Annotated in this window: 15 protein-coding genes; 8 read left to right on the forward strand and 7 right to left on the reverse strand. The window is 39.8% G+C overall.

Annotation, left to right across the window (positions count from 1 at the left end):
* The first annotated feature begins 1 nt into the window (after position 1).
* Positions 2 to 790: a PhzF family phenazine biosynthesis protein gene (locus IGI97_RS00570; protein ID WP_438737783.1), complete on the forward strand. Its 789-nt coding sequence runs from the start codon at positions 2 to 4 to the stop codon at positions 788 to 790.
* A gap of 47 nt (positions 791 to 837) precedes the next feature.
* Here IGI97_RS00570 and IGI97_RS00575 read toward each other — a convergent pair whose 3' ends face one another.
* From IGI97_RS00575 to coaA, 6 genes are all read right to left on the reverse strand, one after another.
* The gene (locus IGI97_RS00575) at positions 838 to 1,383 is read right to left on the reverse strand and encodes an ATP:cob(I)alamin adenosyltransferase (RefSeq protein ID WP_002385445.1); all 546 of its coding nucleotides are present in this window, start codon (positions 1,381 to 1,383) and stop codon (positions 838 to 840) included.
* 166 nt (positions 1,384 to 1,549) lie between these two features.
* Complete coding sequence (locus tag IGI97_RS00580; RefSeq protein ID WP_002368580.1) at positions 1,550 to 1,927, reverse strand: hypothetical protein; 378 nt, start codon at positions 1,925 to 1,927, stop codon at positions 1,550 to 1,552.
* 9 nt (positions 1,928 to 1,936) lie between these two features.
* Entirely contained in the window at positions 1,937 to 3,805 is a 1,869-nt protein-coding gene (locus IGI97_RS00585) for a C39 family peptidase (RefSeq protein ID WP_438737785.1), read from the reverse strand.
* Between the two features lie 102 nt (positions 3,806 to 3,907).
* Positions 3,908 to 4,237 (reverse strand): hypothetical protein, encoded by a 330-nt coding sequence (locus tag IGI97_RS00590; protein WP_438737787.1) that lies wholly within the window; start codon positions 4,235 to 4,237, stop codon positions 3,908 to 3,910.
* 138 nt (positions 4,238 to 4,375) lie between these two features.
* Positions 4,376 to 5,938 carry a glutamine-hydrolyzing GMP synthase gene (gene guaA, locus IGI97_RS00595; RefSeq protein ID WP_002356158.1) on the reverse strand — a complete coding sequence of 521 codons (1,563 nt, stop codon included), beginning with the start codon at positions 5,936 to 5,938 and terminating at the stop codon, positions 4,376 to 4,378.
* Between the two features lie 193 nt (positions 5,939 to 6,131).
* The gene (gene coaA / locus IGI97_RS00600; protein ID WP_002356160.1) at positions 6,132 to 7,055 is read right to left on the reverse strand and encodes a type I pantothenate kinase; all 924 of its coding nucleotides are present in this window, start codon (positions 7,053 to 7,055) and stop codon (positions 6,132 to 6,134) included.
* Between the two features lie 154 nt (positions 7,056 to 7,209).
* Between coaA and IGI97_RS00605 the strand changes: the two genes are divergently transcribed.
* A complete protein-coding gene (locus IGI97_RS00605) occupies positions 7,210 to 7,797 on the forward strand; it encodes an SGNH/GDSL hydrolase family protein (RefSeq protein ID WP_002356161.1) in 588 nt (195 codons plus the stop codon).
* A 14-nt stretch (positions 7,798 to 7,811) separates the two neighbouring features.
* The gene (locus IGI97_RS00610; RefSeq protein WP_002356162.1) at positions 7,812 to 8,420 is read left to right on the forward strand and encodes a class I SAM-dependent methyltransferase; all 609 of its coding nucleotides are present in this window, start codon (positions 7,812 to 7,814) and stop codon (positions 8,418 to 8,420) included.
* A 32-nt stretch (positions 8,421 to 8,452) separates the two neighbouring features.
* Here IGI97_RS00610 and add read toward each other — a convergent pair whose 3' ends face one another.
* Positions 8,453 to 9,484, reverse strand: coding sequence for an adenosine deaminase (add, locus tag IGI97_RS00615; RefSeq protein ID WP_438737789.1), 1,032 nt, complete (start codon positions 9,482 to 9,484; stop codon positions 8,453 to 8,455).
* Between the two features lie 141 nt (positions 9,485 to 9,625).
* Here add and IGI97_RS00620 point away from each other — a divergent pair, with 141 nt between their 5' ends.
* The 5 genes from IGI97_RS00620 (at position 9,626) to IGI97_RS00640 (ending at position 14,367) form a co-directional block, all read left to right on the forward strand.
* Positions 9,626 to 10,633 carry a substrate-binding domain-containing protein gene (locus tag IGI97_RS00620; RefSeq protein WP_002356164.1) on the forward strand — a complete coding sequence of 336 codons (1,008 nt, stop codon included), beginning with the start codon at positions 9,626 to 9,628 and terminating at the stop codon, positions 10,631 to 10,633.
* Between the two features lie 140 nt (positions 10,634 to 10,773).
* On the forward strand, positions 10,774 to 12,075 hold the full coding sequence (locus IGI97_RS00625) for a pyrimidine-nucleoside phosphorylase (RefSeq protein ID WP_438737791.1): 1,302 nt from the start codon (positions 10,774 to 10,776) through the stop codon (positions 12,073 to 12,075).
* Between the two features lie 27 nt (positions 12,076 to 12,102).
* Positions 12,103 to 12,765 carry a deoxyribose-phosphate aldolase gene (gene deoC, locus IGI97_RS00630; protein ID WP_002356166.1) on the forward strand — a complete coding sequence of 221 codons (663 nt, stop codon included), beginning with the start codon at positions 12,103 to 12,105 and terminating at the stop codon, positions 12,763 to 12,765.
* Positions 12,734 to 13,198, forward strand: coding sequence for a cytidine deaminase (locus tag IGI97_RS00635; RefSeq protein ID WP_002387503.1), 465 nt, complete (start codon positions 12,734 to 12,736; stop codon positions 13,196 to 13,198). The genes deoC and IGI97_RS00635 overlap by 32 nt, the downstream gene beginning before the upstream one ends.
* Before the next feature lie 95 nt (positions 13,199 to 13,293).
* On the forward strand, positions 13,294 to 14,367 hold the full coding sequence (locus IGI97_RS00640) for a BMP family lipoprotein (protein ID WP_002356168.1): 1,074 nt from the start codon (positions 13,294 to 13,296) through the stop codon (positions 14,365 to 14,367).
* Positions 14,368 to 14,407: the final 40 nt, after the last annotated feature.

Here is a 14,407-nt window from a genome sequence, read left to right on the forward strand (position 1 = left end):
AATGAGTTATCCCTATTATATTGTCGATGCTTTCGCGGAGGAAGTTTTTAAAGGCAATCCCGCCGCTGTTTATGTTTTGGAAAAATGGTTGCCAGAAGCGGTGATGCAAAACATTGCGATTGAAAATAATTTGTCAGAGACTGCTTTTACAGTCAAAGAGGGACAAAGTTACGCCCTGCGCTGGTTTACGCCGGAACGAGAAATCGATCTCTGCGGGCATGCTACATTAGCGACGGCTTTTGTGTTATTTAACTATTATTCCGTTGCGGAAGAAACACTCCATTTTACTAGTCAAAGTGGACCGCTCGCAGTGACCAAAAAAGAGGAATACTATTATCTAGATTTTCCTTATATCCTACCGGAAAGGATTCCAATTTTGCCAGAGTATGAAGCCGCTTTAGGCACGAAAATTTATGAAGCTTATTTGGGTCGCGATTTATTTTTTGTCTTAAAAGACGAAGAGACAGTGGCAAAAATCACACCAGATTTTTCTGCATTAAAAGCATTGGATTTAGGAGTAGGAGTCATTGTAACGGCACCAGGAGACTCGGTGGATTTTGTTTCACGGACTTTTTTCCCGAAACTAAGAATTAACGAAGATCCAGTTTGTGGTTCTGCGCACGCCAATTTAATTCCTTATTGGGGAAAACGGCTCAATCAAATGACCCTTTCGGCCTATCAAGTGTCCCCAAGAGGCGGCTTTTTAACTTGTGAAGTGAAAGAAGATCGAGTCATTATTGGTGGCACTGCTAAACTATTTGCAAAAGGGGAAGCGTACTTGCCTGTATAAAAGTACACCGTCCGCTAGCAATTCGTTGTTAGCGGTCGGTGTACTTTTTAAATAGAATAGTTGCGAGAAACAAAGGGAACTTCTTCACCATTTTCGAGCTGATTTAGATACAAAGCTAACATGAAAAAGTAACCTGAGAGTAAGTTGACTACATCATACAGCTGCGGATCAATTTTTTTACCACCATAGTCCATGCGATAAAGTAAACGAACAATATCTTTGGCTTTGGCTCTTAAAATGTGTGCATAAGAGGAACAGATTGTGCCCATCGGTAAAACAAAAGGACGATTTTCTTCGTATGTCAGTTCATTCATAGCATTGACACGTTCCAAAAGCCAGGCTATTTCTTCCTCTGTGACTGTTAATTTTGTTCGGGTCGTTGGATTGACATGGTAGATTAACTCGCAAATTTTAGCTAGTTCTTCTGTTAGTGCAGGCTGTTCAGGGACGTCTAATTGTTGCACATATCCTCGTAGAAGACCTGTCATCGAGGCTAATTCATCAGTCATTAATTCAAAATCACATCGTAAATCTTCTGGTTTAGAAGATAGATACGGGTACGCTTCATACGGACTGCGGTACATTTTTTCCATTCAATTTCCCTACTTTCTAAAAATAAAAAGCGCTCAAAAAGAATGCACGAAAGCCAATCTTTTTGAGCGCCGTTGCTCGACTGTTCACAGTACACCATTGTACTTGCTAAGGTAATCATAGCCAAGAGTGAAGGGAGAGTCAAGGGGGAATCAATATGAGATAACTTTATTGATTTATTTTTTGCTTAATATAATCAATGACATCTTTCTTTTGTTCTTTAGCCTCTGATATATATTCCTTTAGTTCTTTATCCGTAATTGTTGAACTGTTAATTCCTTGTTCATACAATTGTCGTCTAGTTTTTGAAACATCATCTGTTGGATTCAATTCTCTATTCTTTAAATTCTCGGTTGTTTCAATTGTTATAGATGATGTAGAAGTTGGTGTTGTGTCCGGATTACTACTATCTTTTTTAGAAGACTGGGTAGTTTGCTGTTTAGTTGATACTTCAGTAGATGAAGCGTCGCTATTTTTTCCCCCAGTATTATTACTACATGCCGTTAAAAGTAAGGCTAACGATAGTACAATAAGTTTTTTTTTCATTATATCCTCCTATAAAATAACGAAACATGGTCGGCCTTCTGTCCAATCAATTGGATCATTTGACGGGGTATTCCAAAGTGCTTGCGTTGACACCCAACCTGAGTAAAACTGGCGACCGTATGGATCATAGGTTAAAGTGTAACCATTTTTGTACTCATGAACGACAATAGCATGTCCAATCCCAACATTTTGATATAAAATAACGGGATATCCTTCAGAAAGATAGGCGTTTAATGTAGCTACATCATTAATAACTTTGATCGAACGGCCATATGATTGAGCTGTTATCACTAAATCAGTTGCAGAAGCGCCAAAGTATCTTTGATTTAACCCGCCATAAGATGCCATTCTTGTTGCAACACTGACAGGATTTACATTATAACCGTAAGAGCCTCTTAAAATCATAGATAAACTTGTTGGAACACATCCTGCTGCGCCAATGGTATAGTTTCCGATATAAGTATTAATCCATTGTGGGTCACGTTGAGAATAATAATAAGGTTTTTTCTTTAATCTTTCTGCACGTAATCTGTTTGCTATCTCTGCTGGTGTGCGAGCTTCATCGCCAACTAAAAAGGCTTTTCCAGATCCTTTAGGAGCAGTTTCACCTTTTCTAACTATTTTGATTTGAATAGCTTCCAACCGTTTAGATGCAGATTGACTCCCAGATGGTGCGCCATTAGCTGCCCAATTCAACCAACCTTTATCTTGGATATGAACACGGTAATAGACATCATAATATCTGGAAACATCTCCAGATAGGTTTATTTTAATCGCTTCCAAACGTAATTTTTTCCCACTAGTACCAGATAACTCACCATTTTTTTTCTTCTCTTGCCAACCAATACTTTGAACATGTGTCGAATATTCTATATTTCCGGCTAAAGCAGCATCACTAAGATTGATTTTAATCGCTTCTAATCGTAGTTTTTTTCCACTAGTACCAGCGCTTTCACCATTTCTAACAAACCCTTGCCATCCGATTTCTTGCACGTGTGTTTGATAATTGACATTTGGTTTGATTTCATCTGGACGTTTTGCTTCATTTCCAATTAAAAAGGCTTTTCCATTTCCTTCAGGTGCCGCTTCGCCCTTCTTCACTAATTTAATTTGAATGGCTTCTAATCTTTTAGCGGCGCTTTGACTACCTGCGGACTCACTGTTTTTTGCCCAATTCAACCAACCTTTATCTTCTATATGCACACGATAATAAACATCATATGCGTTAGCTATTTCTCCAGTTAAGCGAATTTGAATCGCTTCGAGCCGCAAAGACTTTCCGCTTGTACCAGACAATTGATTATCTTTCACATATCCTTGCCACCCAATTTCTTGGACATGTGTTCTATATTCTACAGATCCAGCCAAATCTGAATTTGAAATATTCATTTTAATTCCTTCAAGACGTAAAGAGCGTCTGCTAGTCCCAGATATTTCCCCGTTTTTGACAACCCCTTGCCATCCGATGTCTTGGATATGTGTCTGATAATTAATATCAGGAACTTTTTCTTCTGCTTTTGCCGGTGCTACAGGTGTGTCCTCATTACTTTGTGATGTTTCCAAAGTAGTTTCAGTATCGTCGCTACTATTTTCTGTATCATTAACAGTTGTTACTTCTGATGTAGAAACTTTAGTGGTAGAATCGGAGGTTGAGGAAGTGGAAGTTGTTTCTGTTTCCTCTTGAGAGTTTATGATGCTTGGGTTCATTTCTTCAGTGACACCGCTACTCATTTGTTGCTCCGTTAGAGATGTTTCTGAAGCCACCGTTTCTTCAGTAGTTCCCTTAGAGCGTTCCAAAGCGTAAGCAGAAATAGGGGTAACGAGAAATCCCGACAACAAAACCGCTAACATAGAACTAGTTATAACACTTTTTTTCATTAATTTACTCCTTCATAGCTTATTTATTATTTATAGTATACGACAACGTCAAAGGCCAAACAAGAACGTCTTGTTTTTATAAGAACAATAGTGAAAAAGTGTCTATAAAATGACTGAAAAAATTACCAGAAGTAAACCAATCAATAAACTGACAAGACCAGAAAGTTGACCTAATCGTTGTTGGGTAGAAGAAGGTTGATCGGTAACAGTGAGCAAACTTGAGAAAAAGTTCATTTTTTTCACGAGTATTAAATACGCAACAATAAGCAAAAGAATACCCGAAAAAAGGTACGAAAGGGGCTCAGAAATAACTTTTTGGGCACGAAGTAAAAAAATTCCTATGAAGAGGACAACAAAACCATACTTAAGAAAAGTTTCTTTTGACATGTTGAAATCGCTTCCTTTTAATTGATGAATTTTATTAATAGTCACTATTCTTATGATTAAATTATAGGACTTTGAGGGCGGTGGAGCAAAGGAAAAATGGAGAATGGTGGGAGGAAAGTGTGACCAATAAAAAATAAACCCGCTAGAAAACCTATAAAATAGGTTTTCTAGCGGGTTTATTTTTTATTCCCACTCCACAGTTGCAGGTGGTTTTGAAGTAATATCGTACACGATACGGTTTACATGTGCAACTTCGTTCACGATGCGCACAGAGATTTTTTGTAAAACATCCCAAGGGATACGGGCAAAGTCAGCGGTCATGCCGTCGATAGAAGTCACAGCACGGATACCGACTGTGTAATCGTAGGTACGGCCATCGCCCATAACACCTACTGAGCGGATGCCAGGTAAGACAGTAAAGTACTGCCAAATGTCACGATCTAAGCCAGCTGCTGCGATTTCTTCACGTAGGATAGCATCTGAATCACGGACGATTTGTAATTTATCTTCTGTAATTTCACCAAGCACACGAATACCTAATCCTGGTCCTGGGAATGGTTGGCGCCAAACGATTGCATCAGGCATGCCAAGTTCAGTTCCTAAGGCACGAACTTCGTCTTTGAATAATGTATTTAAAGGTTCAATTAATTCAAATTGCATGTCTTCAGGAAGACCACCAACGTTGTGATGTGATTTAATTGTTTGCGCAGTTTCTGTACCAGATTCGATGACGTCTGTGTAAAGAGTTCCTTGTGCTAGGAATGAAACGCCTTCTTCCCCAGCAAGTTTAGTTGCTTCGTCATCAAAAACATACACAAATTCGTTACCGATGATTTTACGTTTTTGTTCAGGGTCAGAAACTCCTGCTAATTTGCTTAAGAAGCGTTCTTTCGCATCTACTTTAATAATGTTTAAGCCAAATTTACCGCCTAAACTTTCCATTACTTGTTCTGCTTCACCTTTACGTAATAATCCATGGTCAACGAAGATACAAGTTAATTGGTCGCCAATGGCTTTTTGTAAAAGCACGCCGACAACACTTGAGTCAACGCCACCTGATAAACCAAGTAAGACTTTTTTATCGCCTACTTGTTCACGGATTTTAGCGACTTCCATATCGATGAAGTTTTCCATGCTCCAGTCACCAGTACAGCCACACACATCAAAAGCAAAGTGACGTAATAAGTCGTTACCATATTCTGAATGCCGAACTTCTGGGTGAAATTGTACGCCGTAGAATTTGCGGTTGGCATCTTCGATAGAAGCGATTGGACAATCATTGCTTGTCCCAACTTTTTCGAATCCAGGAGCGATTTCTGTTACTAAATCACCGTGGCTCATCCAAACGGTTTGTTTCGCAGGTGTTCCTTGGAATAATGTCGCATCACCAAGGATTTCTAATTCTGCTTTTCCGTATTCACGGTTTGCGGCAGGTTCTACTTTTCCGCCTAAGTTATGAGTCATTAATTGCATACCGTAGCAGATGCCAAGAATGGGAATTCCTAACTCATAAATTTCTGGATCAATGCTAAAAGCATCTTTGTCATACACGCTGTTTGGTCCACCTGAGAAGATGATTCCTTTAGGCGCGATTTTGCGAATTTCTTCTGCCGTAGTTCGGTGGCTTAATAACTCAGAGAATACGCCAAATTCACGAATACGACGAGTAATCAATTGGTTAAACTGACTACCAAAGTCTAAAACAATAATTTTTTCGACAGATGTCAAATCGGCAACGTTAGTCACGTCTATTACCCCTTATCCATTTAAATTTATCTAAAGAAAAGGCGGTTAAAAAGTGGTTCACTTTTGTTCCGTACTCTTCTTTGTCTAGCTATACTTATTAAAACATTTTACTCCTTGAAAGTCATGCATTCTGCTGAAAATTTTCAAGGATATTTCTACAAAAGATACAGGATATTTCTTAGCTCGTCAACCCTTAATATTTACGTAGATAGATTTGGTCAATCAAATGATTTTCCGTTTTATGCAAAATAATGTCCGCACGTCCGCGCGTTGGCAAGATATATTCCTCCAAGTTCGGTAAGTTCACGGTTTTCCAAACATTCCGTGCCATGGCGAAAGCATCTTCTCGTTTGCCAATTGCATATTGGTAATAATAATTATTAGGATCTAAGAAAGCCGTATCTAATAAGGCCCCAAAACGTTCTAGGTACCATTTTTCAATTAAGGCTGGATCGGCATCCACAAAAATAGAAAAATCAAAAAAATCACTCACATAAATTTGTTGATTGGCGGGTAACTGTAATGTGTTAATGCCTTCAACAATCAGAATATCTGGTTGTTGAATCAACTCATATTCGCCTTCGATAACATCGTAGACACTGTGAGAATAGACGGGTGCTTTAATTTCGTCTTTGCCGCTTTTGACTTCGTTTAAGAAATTAATTAGCTTCTCCATGTCATAACTTTCAGGAAACCCTTTTCGGTCCATAATTCCTTGTTCTTCTAACACTTTATTGGGATACAAAAATCCATCCGTTGTAATGAGTTGAACGTTTCTTCGTTTAAACGTTCGGGCCAGAATTCTTTGCAAAAGACGAGCGGTGGTGCTTTTACCAACGGCGACACTGCCGGCAATTCCAATGATGAATGGTGGTACAGAGACATATTCATGTAGGAATAATCCTTTGCTAAGTGTTAGCGATTCAAATTCTTTCATGTATAAATGAATAAGATGCGTTAAGGGTACATAAATTTCTTGTACATCTTTTAGTGAAATTTGGTCGTTCACACTTTTAATGTTATCCAATTCTGCTTCGGTTAACGGTGCTTTGCCGTCATGATAAAACCCATGCCATTCTTCTCTGGAAATTGGGTAGTAATTCATTTTATCGTCCATTGTTCCTCCACCAAACCCTGTTCAATCTTTGTACATTTTACCATAATTTCACAAGGGAAACACAGGATTTTACAAAAGAATTCCCTTCTTCGCCAATTTATGATGAAAATGGTATCATGAAAAGAGAAAACTGTTAGAAAAGAGGGGAAAAGCCATGAGAAAAATTGTATTATTTGGTGATAGCATTACTGCTGGTTATTTAGACGAAGCCGTCTCACCTGTTCTTGTTGACTTAGTGAAACGGGATATTGCTGCGATGGGTCTAGAAGAAGTGGCTGTTATTAATGCTGGAATGCCTGGCGATACAACAGAGGATGGTTTAAAACGATTAAATAAAGAAGTACTAATTGAGAAACCTGATGAAGTGGTGATTTTCTTTGGCGCCAATGATGCATCACTGGATCGAAATATAACAGTAGCCACGTTTAGAGAAAATCTTGAAACAATGATTCACGAAATTGGTTCAGAAAAGGTGATTTTAATTACGCCACCATATGCGGATAGTGGCAGACGTCCAGAACGGCCACAAACGCGTATCAAGGAATTGGTCAAGGTTGCACAAGAAGTCGGAGCGGCACATAACTTGCCAGTTATTGATTTGTATAAAGCGATGACTGTTTATCCTGGAACGGATGAATTTTTACAAGCGGATGGTTTGCATTTTTCACAAGTGGGCTATGAATTATTAGGTGCCTTGATTGTTCGAGAAATAAAAGGTAGACTAAAACCAAAACAAGCATAGATAGGAAGAACAAAATGGCGAATCATTATTATACAGAAAATCCAGAATTAGCACATGATTTAGAAAGCTGGTCTTTTCCATTACGTGGTCGGACCTTTCAGTTTACGACCGATAGCGGGGTCTTCTCAAGAGGAACAGTGGATTATGGTTCTCGTGTGTTGATTGATGCCTTTGAATGGGAAAATTTACCAGCAGGCCGTTTGTTAGATGTTGGTTGTGGCTATGGACCAATTGGGTTGTCCTTAGCAGCGGCGACTGGTCGACTGGTGGAAATGGTGGATGTCAACCAACGGGCGGTTGGGCTAGCTCAAATGAACGCCCAACGCAACCAAATTACTACTGTGGATATCCATTCTTCCAATGTGTATGAAACCTTAAACGAAACGACCTACGCGGCGATTGTTAGCAATCCGCCCATTCGTGCAGGCAAAAAAGTTGTCCATGGCATTTTAACAGGTGCTTTTCCGTTGTTGAAAGTTGGTGGCACACTAACGGTGGTTATTCAAAAGAAACAAGGTGCACCTAGTGCAGAGAAGAAAATGGCTGAAGTATTTGGCAATGTTGAAATTGTGACAAAAGACAAAGGCTATTATATTTTACGAAGTGTTAAAGAAGCAGAGTAAAAAAGAACCGCCACTTTAGTGGAGGTTCTTTTTTAGAATAGATACGCTTGATCAATTTTTTGGTTCAACAGTTTTTTTTCGTCTGGCGATAAAAAAGCACCTGCAAGCGCATTTTTAGTGAGTTGCTTCATTTCGTCATAACTTAATTGATACCAAGTGGCCAATTTCATGAATTCTTTCGTTAACGTAGTATCTGAAACAGTTCGATTATCGGTATTGATGCAGACGGCTAAGCCAGCCTCTATAAATTGTTGAAAAGGGTATTCAGCCAATGTTTTGACGGTTCCTGTTTGGAAGTTGCTAGTTGGACACATTTCTAAAAGAACCTTTTTTTCTTTTAAGAGCGCCAAATATTCGGGTGTATCTTTCAAAGCAATACCGTGACCAATCCGAGTAGCACCTAAAGTGACAGCATCAGCGATATTTTTGCCACAGCCGCATTCCCCAGCGTGGAGTGTTAATGGAATTGACAATTGGTTGGCTAAAGCTAATACGTCTTCAAATGTGTATGGAGGGAAATCGACTTCATTGCCAGCTAAATCAAAGCCGACAACGCCTGTCTCTCTGAAATCATGCGCTAAGTGAACGATTTTTTCTATGGCTTGTTGTTGGTCATGCCGCATGCCGCATAACAGTGCATTGCTTTTTACACCAAAATCTTCTTCGCCTTGTTTTAAGCCAGTTAAAACAGCGGTCACGATTTCAGGTAACCGTAAGCCTTTTTCTGTATGTTGCGAAGGCGCAAAACGCACCTCTATGTAAGCCACGCCATCTTCGGCAGCTTGGCTAATCACGTCATACGCCGCTGCTTGCAAAGCTTCGGCCGTTTGTAGACAGGTGAGCACGAAGTCAAACCGAGTTAAATAATCATTCAAATCGGTGCATTTTTCAGGGGCAACCACTAACTCTTTCAAGGCTTGTTCGTCTTGGGGTAATGGAATGTTTTGTTTTTCAGCAATGGTGCGTAAAGTGGTTGGTCGAATCGACCCATCTAAGTGACAGTGCAGCTCGATTTTTGGTAATTGACGGACACGGGATTCTTCCATGAAAAAAATAGCCTCCATTTTCTTTTGTTTTTTAATCTTTTTAGTCTATTTCTTTTGTCTTTTTTTTGTTAAAATGTAAAAGATTCGATAAGTATTTTGAAGACTGTAACACGTCTACAAATGTCTGTCAATGCAAAAGGAGACGTTGGGAGGGGCGCGATGAAACTAACGATTAAAGAAATTGCTGATATGGCTGGTGTTTCTGTCACAACCGTCTCACAAATTCTGAATAATAAAGGGAGTCGTTTCAGTGAAAAAACCCGCAACAAGGTGTTGGCGGTAGTCGCTGAAAATCATTACAAACCAGATTACTTTGCTTCGAATGTAATCAACCGTCATTCCAAAACCATTGGTATGATTGTGCCAGATGTGACGGATTTCTTTTTCTCAAAAGTGATTGAAGGTGTGGAAACATATTTAAATTCGTTAGGCTACATGATTTTGTTATGCAATTCAAAGCATGATTCCGAGCAAGCGATGCAATATGTTAGCGAGTTGATTCATCGGTCGGTGGATGGCATTATTTTTGCCACGCCGAATGTTTTGCCAGAAAATCATATTTTAAAAGACCGACGAGAACATCCGATTCCTGTCATTCTTGTCGATCGTGGGATTAATCCACGAGATAGTGGACGATTAATCGTTAAAGAGTATGAAGGTGCTTATCAAGCGGTCCATCATTTGATCCAACAAGGGCATCAGCATATTGGCATGTTGCGTGAAAGTGCAGGCTATTATCGTTTGACGGAACGAGTGACGGCGTATCAGCATGCGTTACAGGACAACAATTTACCTTTTCGTCCGCATTATGTTTGTGCTGGGGAATTGAACTTGCATGGCGGCTATGCTGCGGCGAAAGAAGTTTTGAAAAATGAAGAAATCACAGCAATTTTTTGTGGCAATGATGAAATGGCGATGGGAGCTTATCAAGCCATTGAAGAAGCGGGCAAGAAAATTCCTGACGATATTTCGGTGGTTGGTTTTGATGGCTTGGAAATTTCCGAATATTTGGTGCCGAGTTTAACAACTGTCTATCAGCCGAGTTTTGATATTGGCTATTATGCAGCAAAATTTTTGGTGGAAGCTATTGCAGATCCAACAGGGAAAGTTCCAAATAAAGTTTTTGATGCGACGTTTATTGCTAGAAAAAGCACAAAACCGATTTAAAAAACAGCTTAGAAATAGAATGTTCGTGTTGTTTGCGTTTTCACAAGAAAAAAATAATAGTAAACTGGTTTACTAAATGGTTTAAAGCTGAACGATTTTGTTGTATAATACATTATCGGGAAATCGGAGGGAACGAATTCATGAGAATGGTAGACATTATTGAAAAGAAACGTGACGGGCATCAACTAACAAGCGAAGAAATTCAATTTATTATCAACGGATACACAGATGGTTCAATTCCAGATTATCAGGTAAGTGCCTTTTTAATGGCTGTTTTTTACCAAGATATGACAGACGAAGAAATTACACAAATGACGTTAGCAATGGTCCATTCAGGCGAAATTGTGGATCTTTCTTCTATAGAAGGAATCAAAGTCGACAAGCATTCTACAGGTGGCGTAGGCGACACTACGACGCTTATTTTAGCGCCATTAGTTGCTAGTGTCGGGGTCAATGTAGCAAAAATGTCTGGTCGTGGCTTAGGCTACACGGGCGGTACGTTGGATAAATTAGAAGCGATTCCTGGTTTTAAAGTTGAATTGACAGAAGAACGTTTTATTCAATTGGTGAACGATACAAAAGTGGCAGTAATTGGTCAGTCAGGTGATCTAGCACCAGCAGACAAAAAACTTTATGCGTTACGTGATGTGACCGCCACTGTTGACTCAATTCCATTAATTGCAAGTTCCATTATGAGTAAAAAAATTGCCGCAGGGGCAGATGCGATTGTCTTAGATGTGACTACTGGTGAAGGGGCCTTTATGAAAGACCTAGCAAGTGCTCGTCGATTAGCGGAAACAATGGTTCGCATTGGGAAACTGGCAAATCGCCAAACGATGGCAGTAATTTCAGACATGTCACAACCTTTAGGGGAGGCCATCGGAAATAGTTTAGAAATCGTTGAAGCAATCGAGACCTTGCAAGGAAATGGGCCAGAAGATTTAGTGGAGATGTGCTATGTCTTAGGAAGTCAGATGGTCGTTTTAGCTAAAAAAGCCGAGACGTTAGACGAAGCACGGGCTTTATTAGAAGAAGCATTAACAAGCGGTCGAGCGCTCGCAAAATTTAAAGAAATGATTGAAAATCAAGGCGGCGACAGTTCCGTTGTTGACCAGCCAGAAAAATTATTAACCGCAACTTATCAATTTGATTTACCTGCCAAAGAAACAGGCGTGGTACAAAAAATCGTTGCCAATGAAATTGGCGTTGCCGCAATGTTGCTGGGCGCTGGTCGGGCTACGAAAGAAGATACGATTGATTTTGAAGTTGGCTTGAAACTTCACAAAAAAGTAGGGAGCCCAGTTGAAAAAGGCGAATCATTATTAACCATTTATGCCAATCGTGAAGACGTGACAGAAGTCGAGCAATTGCTTTATAAAAACATTGAAATTGGACCAACCGGCGAAGAGCCTATTTTGATTCACGATATTATTACGGAATAAAACAAAAAGAAAAGAGGAATTCTCATCATGGAATTAAACCGCATGATTGACCACACTATTTTGAAACCAGAAGCGACAGAAGCCGCTGTCCAAAAAATTATTGACGAAGCTAAGGAGTACAACTTTTTCTCTGTATGTATCAATCCTTGTTGGGTCGCTTTTGCTAGCGAGCAATTAGCAGATACCGACGTCGCTGTGTGTACCGTTATTGGCTTTCCTTTGGGGGCAAATACACCAGAAGTTAAAGCATACGAAGCAGCTGATGCAATTAAAAATGGTGCGAATGAAGTGGATATGGTGATTAATATTGGTGCATTAAAATCACAACAATACGATTACGTACGTCAAGACATTCAAGGCGTAGTAGATGCAGCCAAAGGAAAAGCGTTAGTCAAAGTGATTATTGAAACAGCATTATTAACAGACGAAGAAAAAGTTAAAGCTTGTGAATTAGCCAAAGAAGCAGGTGCCGATTTCGTTAAAACATCTACTGGCTTCTCAACAGGCGGCGCTAAAGTAGCAGACATTCGTTTAATGCGTGAGACAGTTGGTCCTGACATGGGCGTTAAGGCTTCTGGTGGCGTGCATAATGCAGAAGAAGCGTTAGCAATGATTGAAGCTGGGGCAACACGCATCGGTGCAAGTACGGGTGTAGCAATTGTTTCTGGCGCAACTGGCGAAGGGTATTAATTCGTATTTCAAATTAAACGAAGGTGTGGCGAAAAAGATGACAGTAAAACAAGAATGGCTTGATTGTGCCGTAGAAGCATTGGCACACGCCTATGTACCGTATTCTAACTTTCCTGTGGGCGCTTGCTTAGTGACTGCAGACGGGAAAATGTATCAAGGAGTCAACATTGAAAATGCCTCCTTTGGTTTAACAAATTGTGCAGAAAGAACGGCGATTTTTAAAGCCATTTCAGAAGATGAACGGACCTTCCAACATTTAGTTGTAGCAGGTAATACAGAGGCACCCATTTCTCCATGTGGCGCTTGTCGTCAAGTAATGGCTGAATTCTTTGATCCACAAATGCCGGTCACGCTAGTTGGTAAAGATGGCGCGACTAAAACAATGACAGTTGAGGCATTATTGCCCTATTCATTTACAGATAAAGATTTTTAAAAAAAGGACATAAGGTTTCGTTGGGCTCAAAGTAGATTTCAATAGCATAAATGCGAATGAAATAATAGATAAAATAGTAGGGGGCTTTTCGGAAAGTGAAACAAGCAAAATTTTTAGGTCTAGGATTGGCAGCAGTTGCCTTAACCATTGGGTTAGCTGCATGTGGCGGCAATAGCAAAAAGAACGCCAACACAAAAGGTGATCCACAACATAGTGTCGTAATGGTCACAGATACAGCCGGCATTGATGACAAATCTTTTAACCAATCTGCGTGGGAAGGAATGCAAGAGTGGGGCAAAGAGCACAAACTTCCAGAAGGACCTCAAGGGTATGCGTATATTCAATCAAATGAAGCATCTGATTATACATCAAACATTGACCAAGCCATTTCAAGTCAATTTAAAACGATTTTTGGCATTGGCTATTTACTAAAAAATGCAGTAGTAGATGCAGCGGACGCCAACCCAGAAACGAATTTCGTTCTAATCGACGATACAGTTAATGGGAAAAACAACGTCGCTTCTGCAACATTTAGAGATAATGAATCTGCGTATTTAGCAGGTGTGGCAGCAGCTAACACTACGAAAACCAACAAAGTAGGATTTATCGGCGGGGTTGAAGGACCTGTTATTGGCCGTTTCCAAGCTGGTTTTGAAAAAGGTGTAGCAGACGCTGGCAAAAAATTAGGCAAAGATATTCAAATTACGTCTACTTATGCAGGGACATTTGCAGACGCTTCAAAAGGACGGGCCTTAGCTTCTTCTATGTATCAAGCAGGTGCCGACATTATTTATCACGCAGCGGCGACTACAGGACAAGGAATCTTCCAAGAAGCCAAAGCGCTAAATGAAACAGGTTCAAAAGATAAAGTTTGGGTGATTGGTGTTGACCGTGACCAAAACGAAGACGGTAAATATACAACCAAAGATGGCAAGGATGATAACTTAACGTTAGCTTCAACCATTAAAGGTGTAAATATTGCTGTGAAAAAAATCTCTGATCTTGCATTAGAAGATAAATTCCCTGGCGGCGAACATTTAACTTATGGATTGAAAGATGGCGGTGTTGATTTAACAACAGAAGCCTTAAGCGATCAAGCCAAAACGGCAGTTAAAGAAGCCAAAGAACAAATCATCTCTGGTGACGTAAAAGTCCCAGACCAACCTTAGAAACAACTTAGTTGTTTAAATACATTAAACTATTTTTAGG

The organism is Enterococcus sp. DIV2419, from assembly GCF_051711865.1.
Taxonomy (GTDB): domain Bacteria; phylum Bacillota; class Bacilli; order Lactobacillales; family Enterococcaceae; genus Enterococcus; species Enterococcus faecalis.

Excerpts from the sequence above, each read along its gene's own strand:
- IGI97_RS00570 (WP_438737783.1), top strand. The coding sequence starts at position 2 with ATGAGTTATCCCTATTATATTGTCGATGCTTTCGCGGAGGAAGTTTTT.
- IGI97_RS00575 (WP_002385445.1), bottom strand. The coding sequence starts at position 1,383 with ATGGAAAAAATGTACCGCAGTCCGTATGAAGCGTACCCGTATCTATCT.
- IGI97_RS00580 (WP_002368580.1), bottom strand. The coding sequence starts at position 1,927 with ATGAAAAAAAAACTTATTGTACTATCGTTAGCCTTACTTTTAACGGCA.
- IGI97_RS00585 (WP_438737785.1), bottom strand. The coding sequence starts at position 3,805 with ATGAAAAAAAGTGTTATAACTAGTTCTATGTTAGCGGTTTTGTTGTCG.
- coaA (WP_002356160.1), bottom strand. The coding sequence starts at position 7,055 with ATGGACGATAAAATGAATTACTACCCAATTTCCAGAGAAGAATGGCAT.
- IGI97_RS00605 (WP_002356161.1), top strand. The coding sequence starts at position 7,210 with ATGAGAAAAATTGTATTATTTGGTGATAGCATTACTGCTGGTTATTTA.
- IGI97_RS00610 (WP_002356162.1), top strand. The coding sequence starts at position 7,812 with ATGGCGAATCATTATTATACAGAAAATCCAGAATTAGCACATGATTTA.
- add (WP_438737789.1), bottom strand. The coding sequence starts at position 9,484 with ATGGAGGCTATTTTTTTCATGGAAGAATCCCGTGTCCGTCAATTACCA.
- IGI97_RS00620 (WP_002356164.1), top strand. The coding sequence starts at position 9,626 with ATGAAACTAACGATTAAAGAAATTGCTGATATGGCTGGTGTTTCTGTC.
- IGI97_RS00625 (WP_438737791.1), top strand. The coding sequence starts at position 10,774 with ATGAGAATGGTAGACATTATTGAAAAGAAACGTGACGGGCATCAACTA.
- deoC (WP_002356166.1), top strand. The coding sequence starts at position 12,103 with ATGGAATTAAACCGCATGATTGACCACACTATTTTGAAACCAGAAGCG.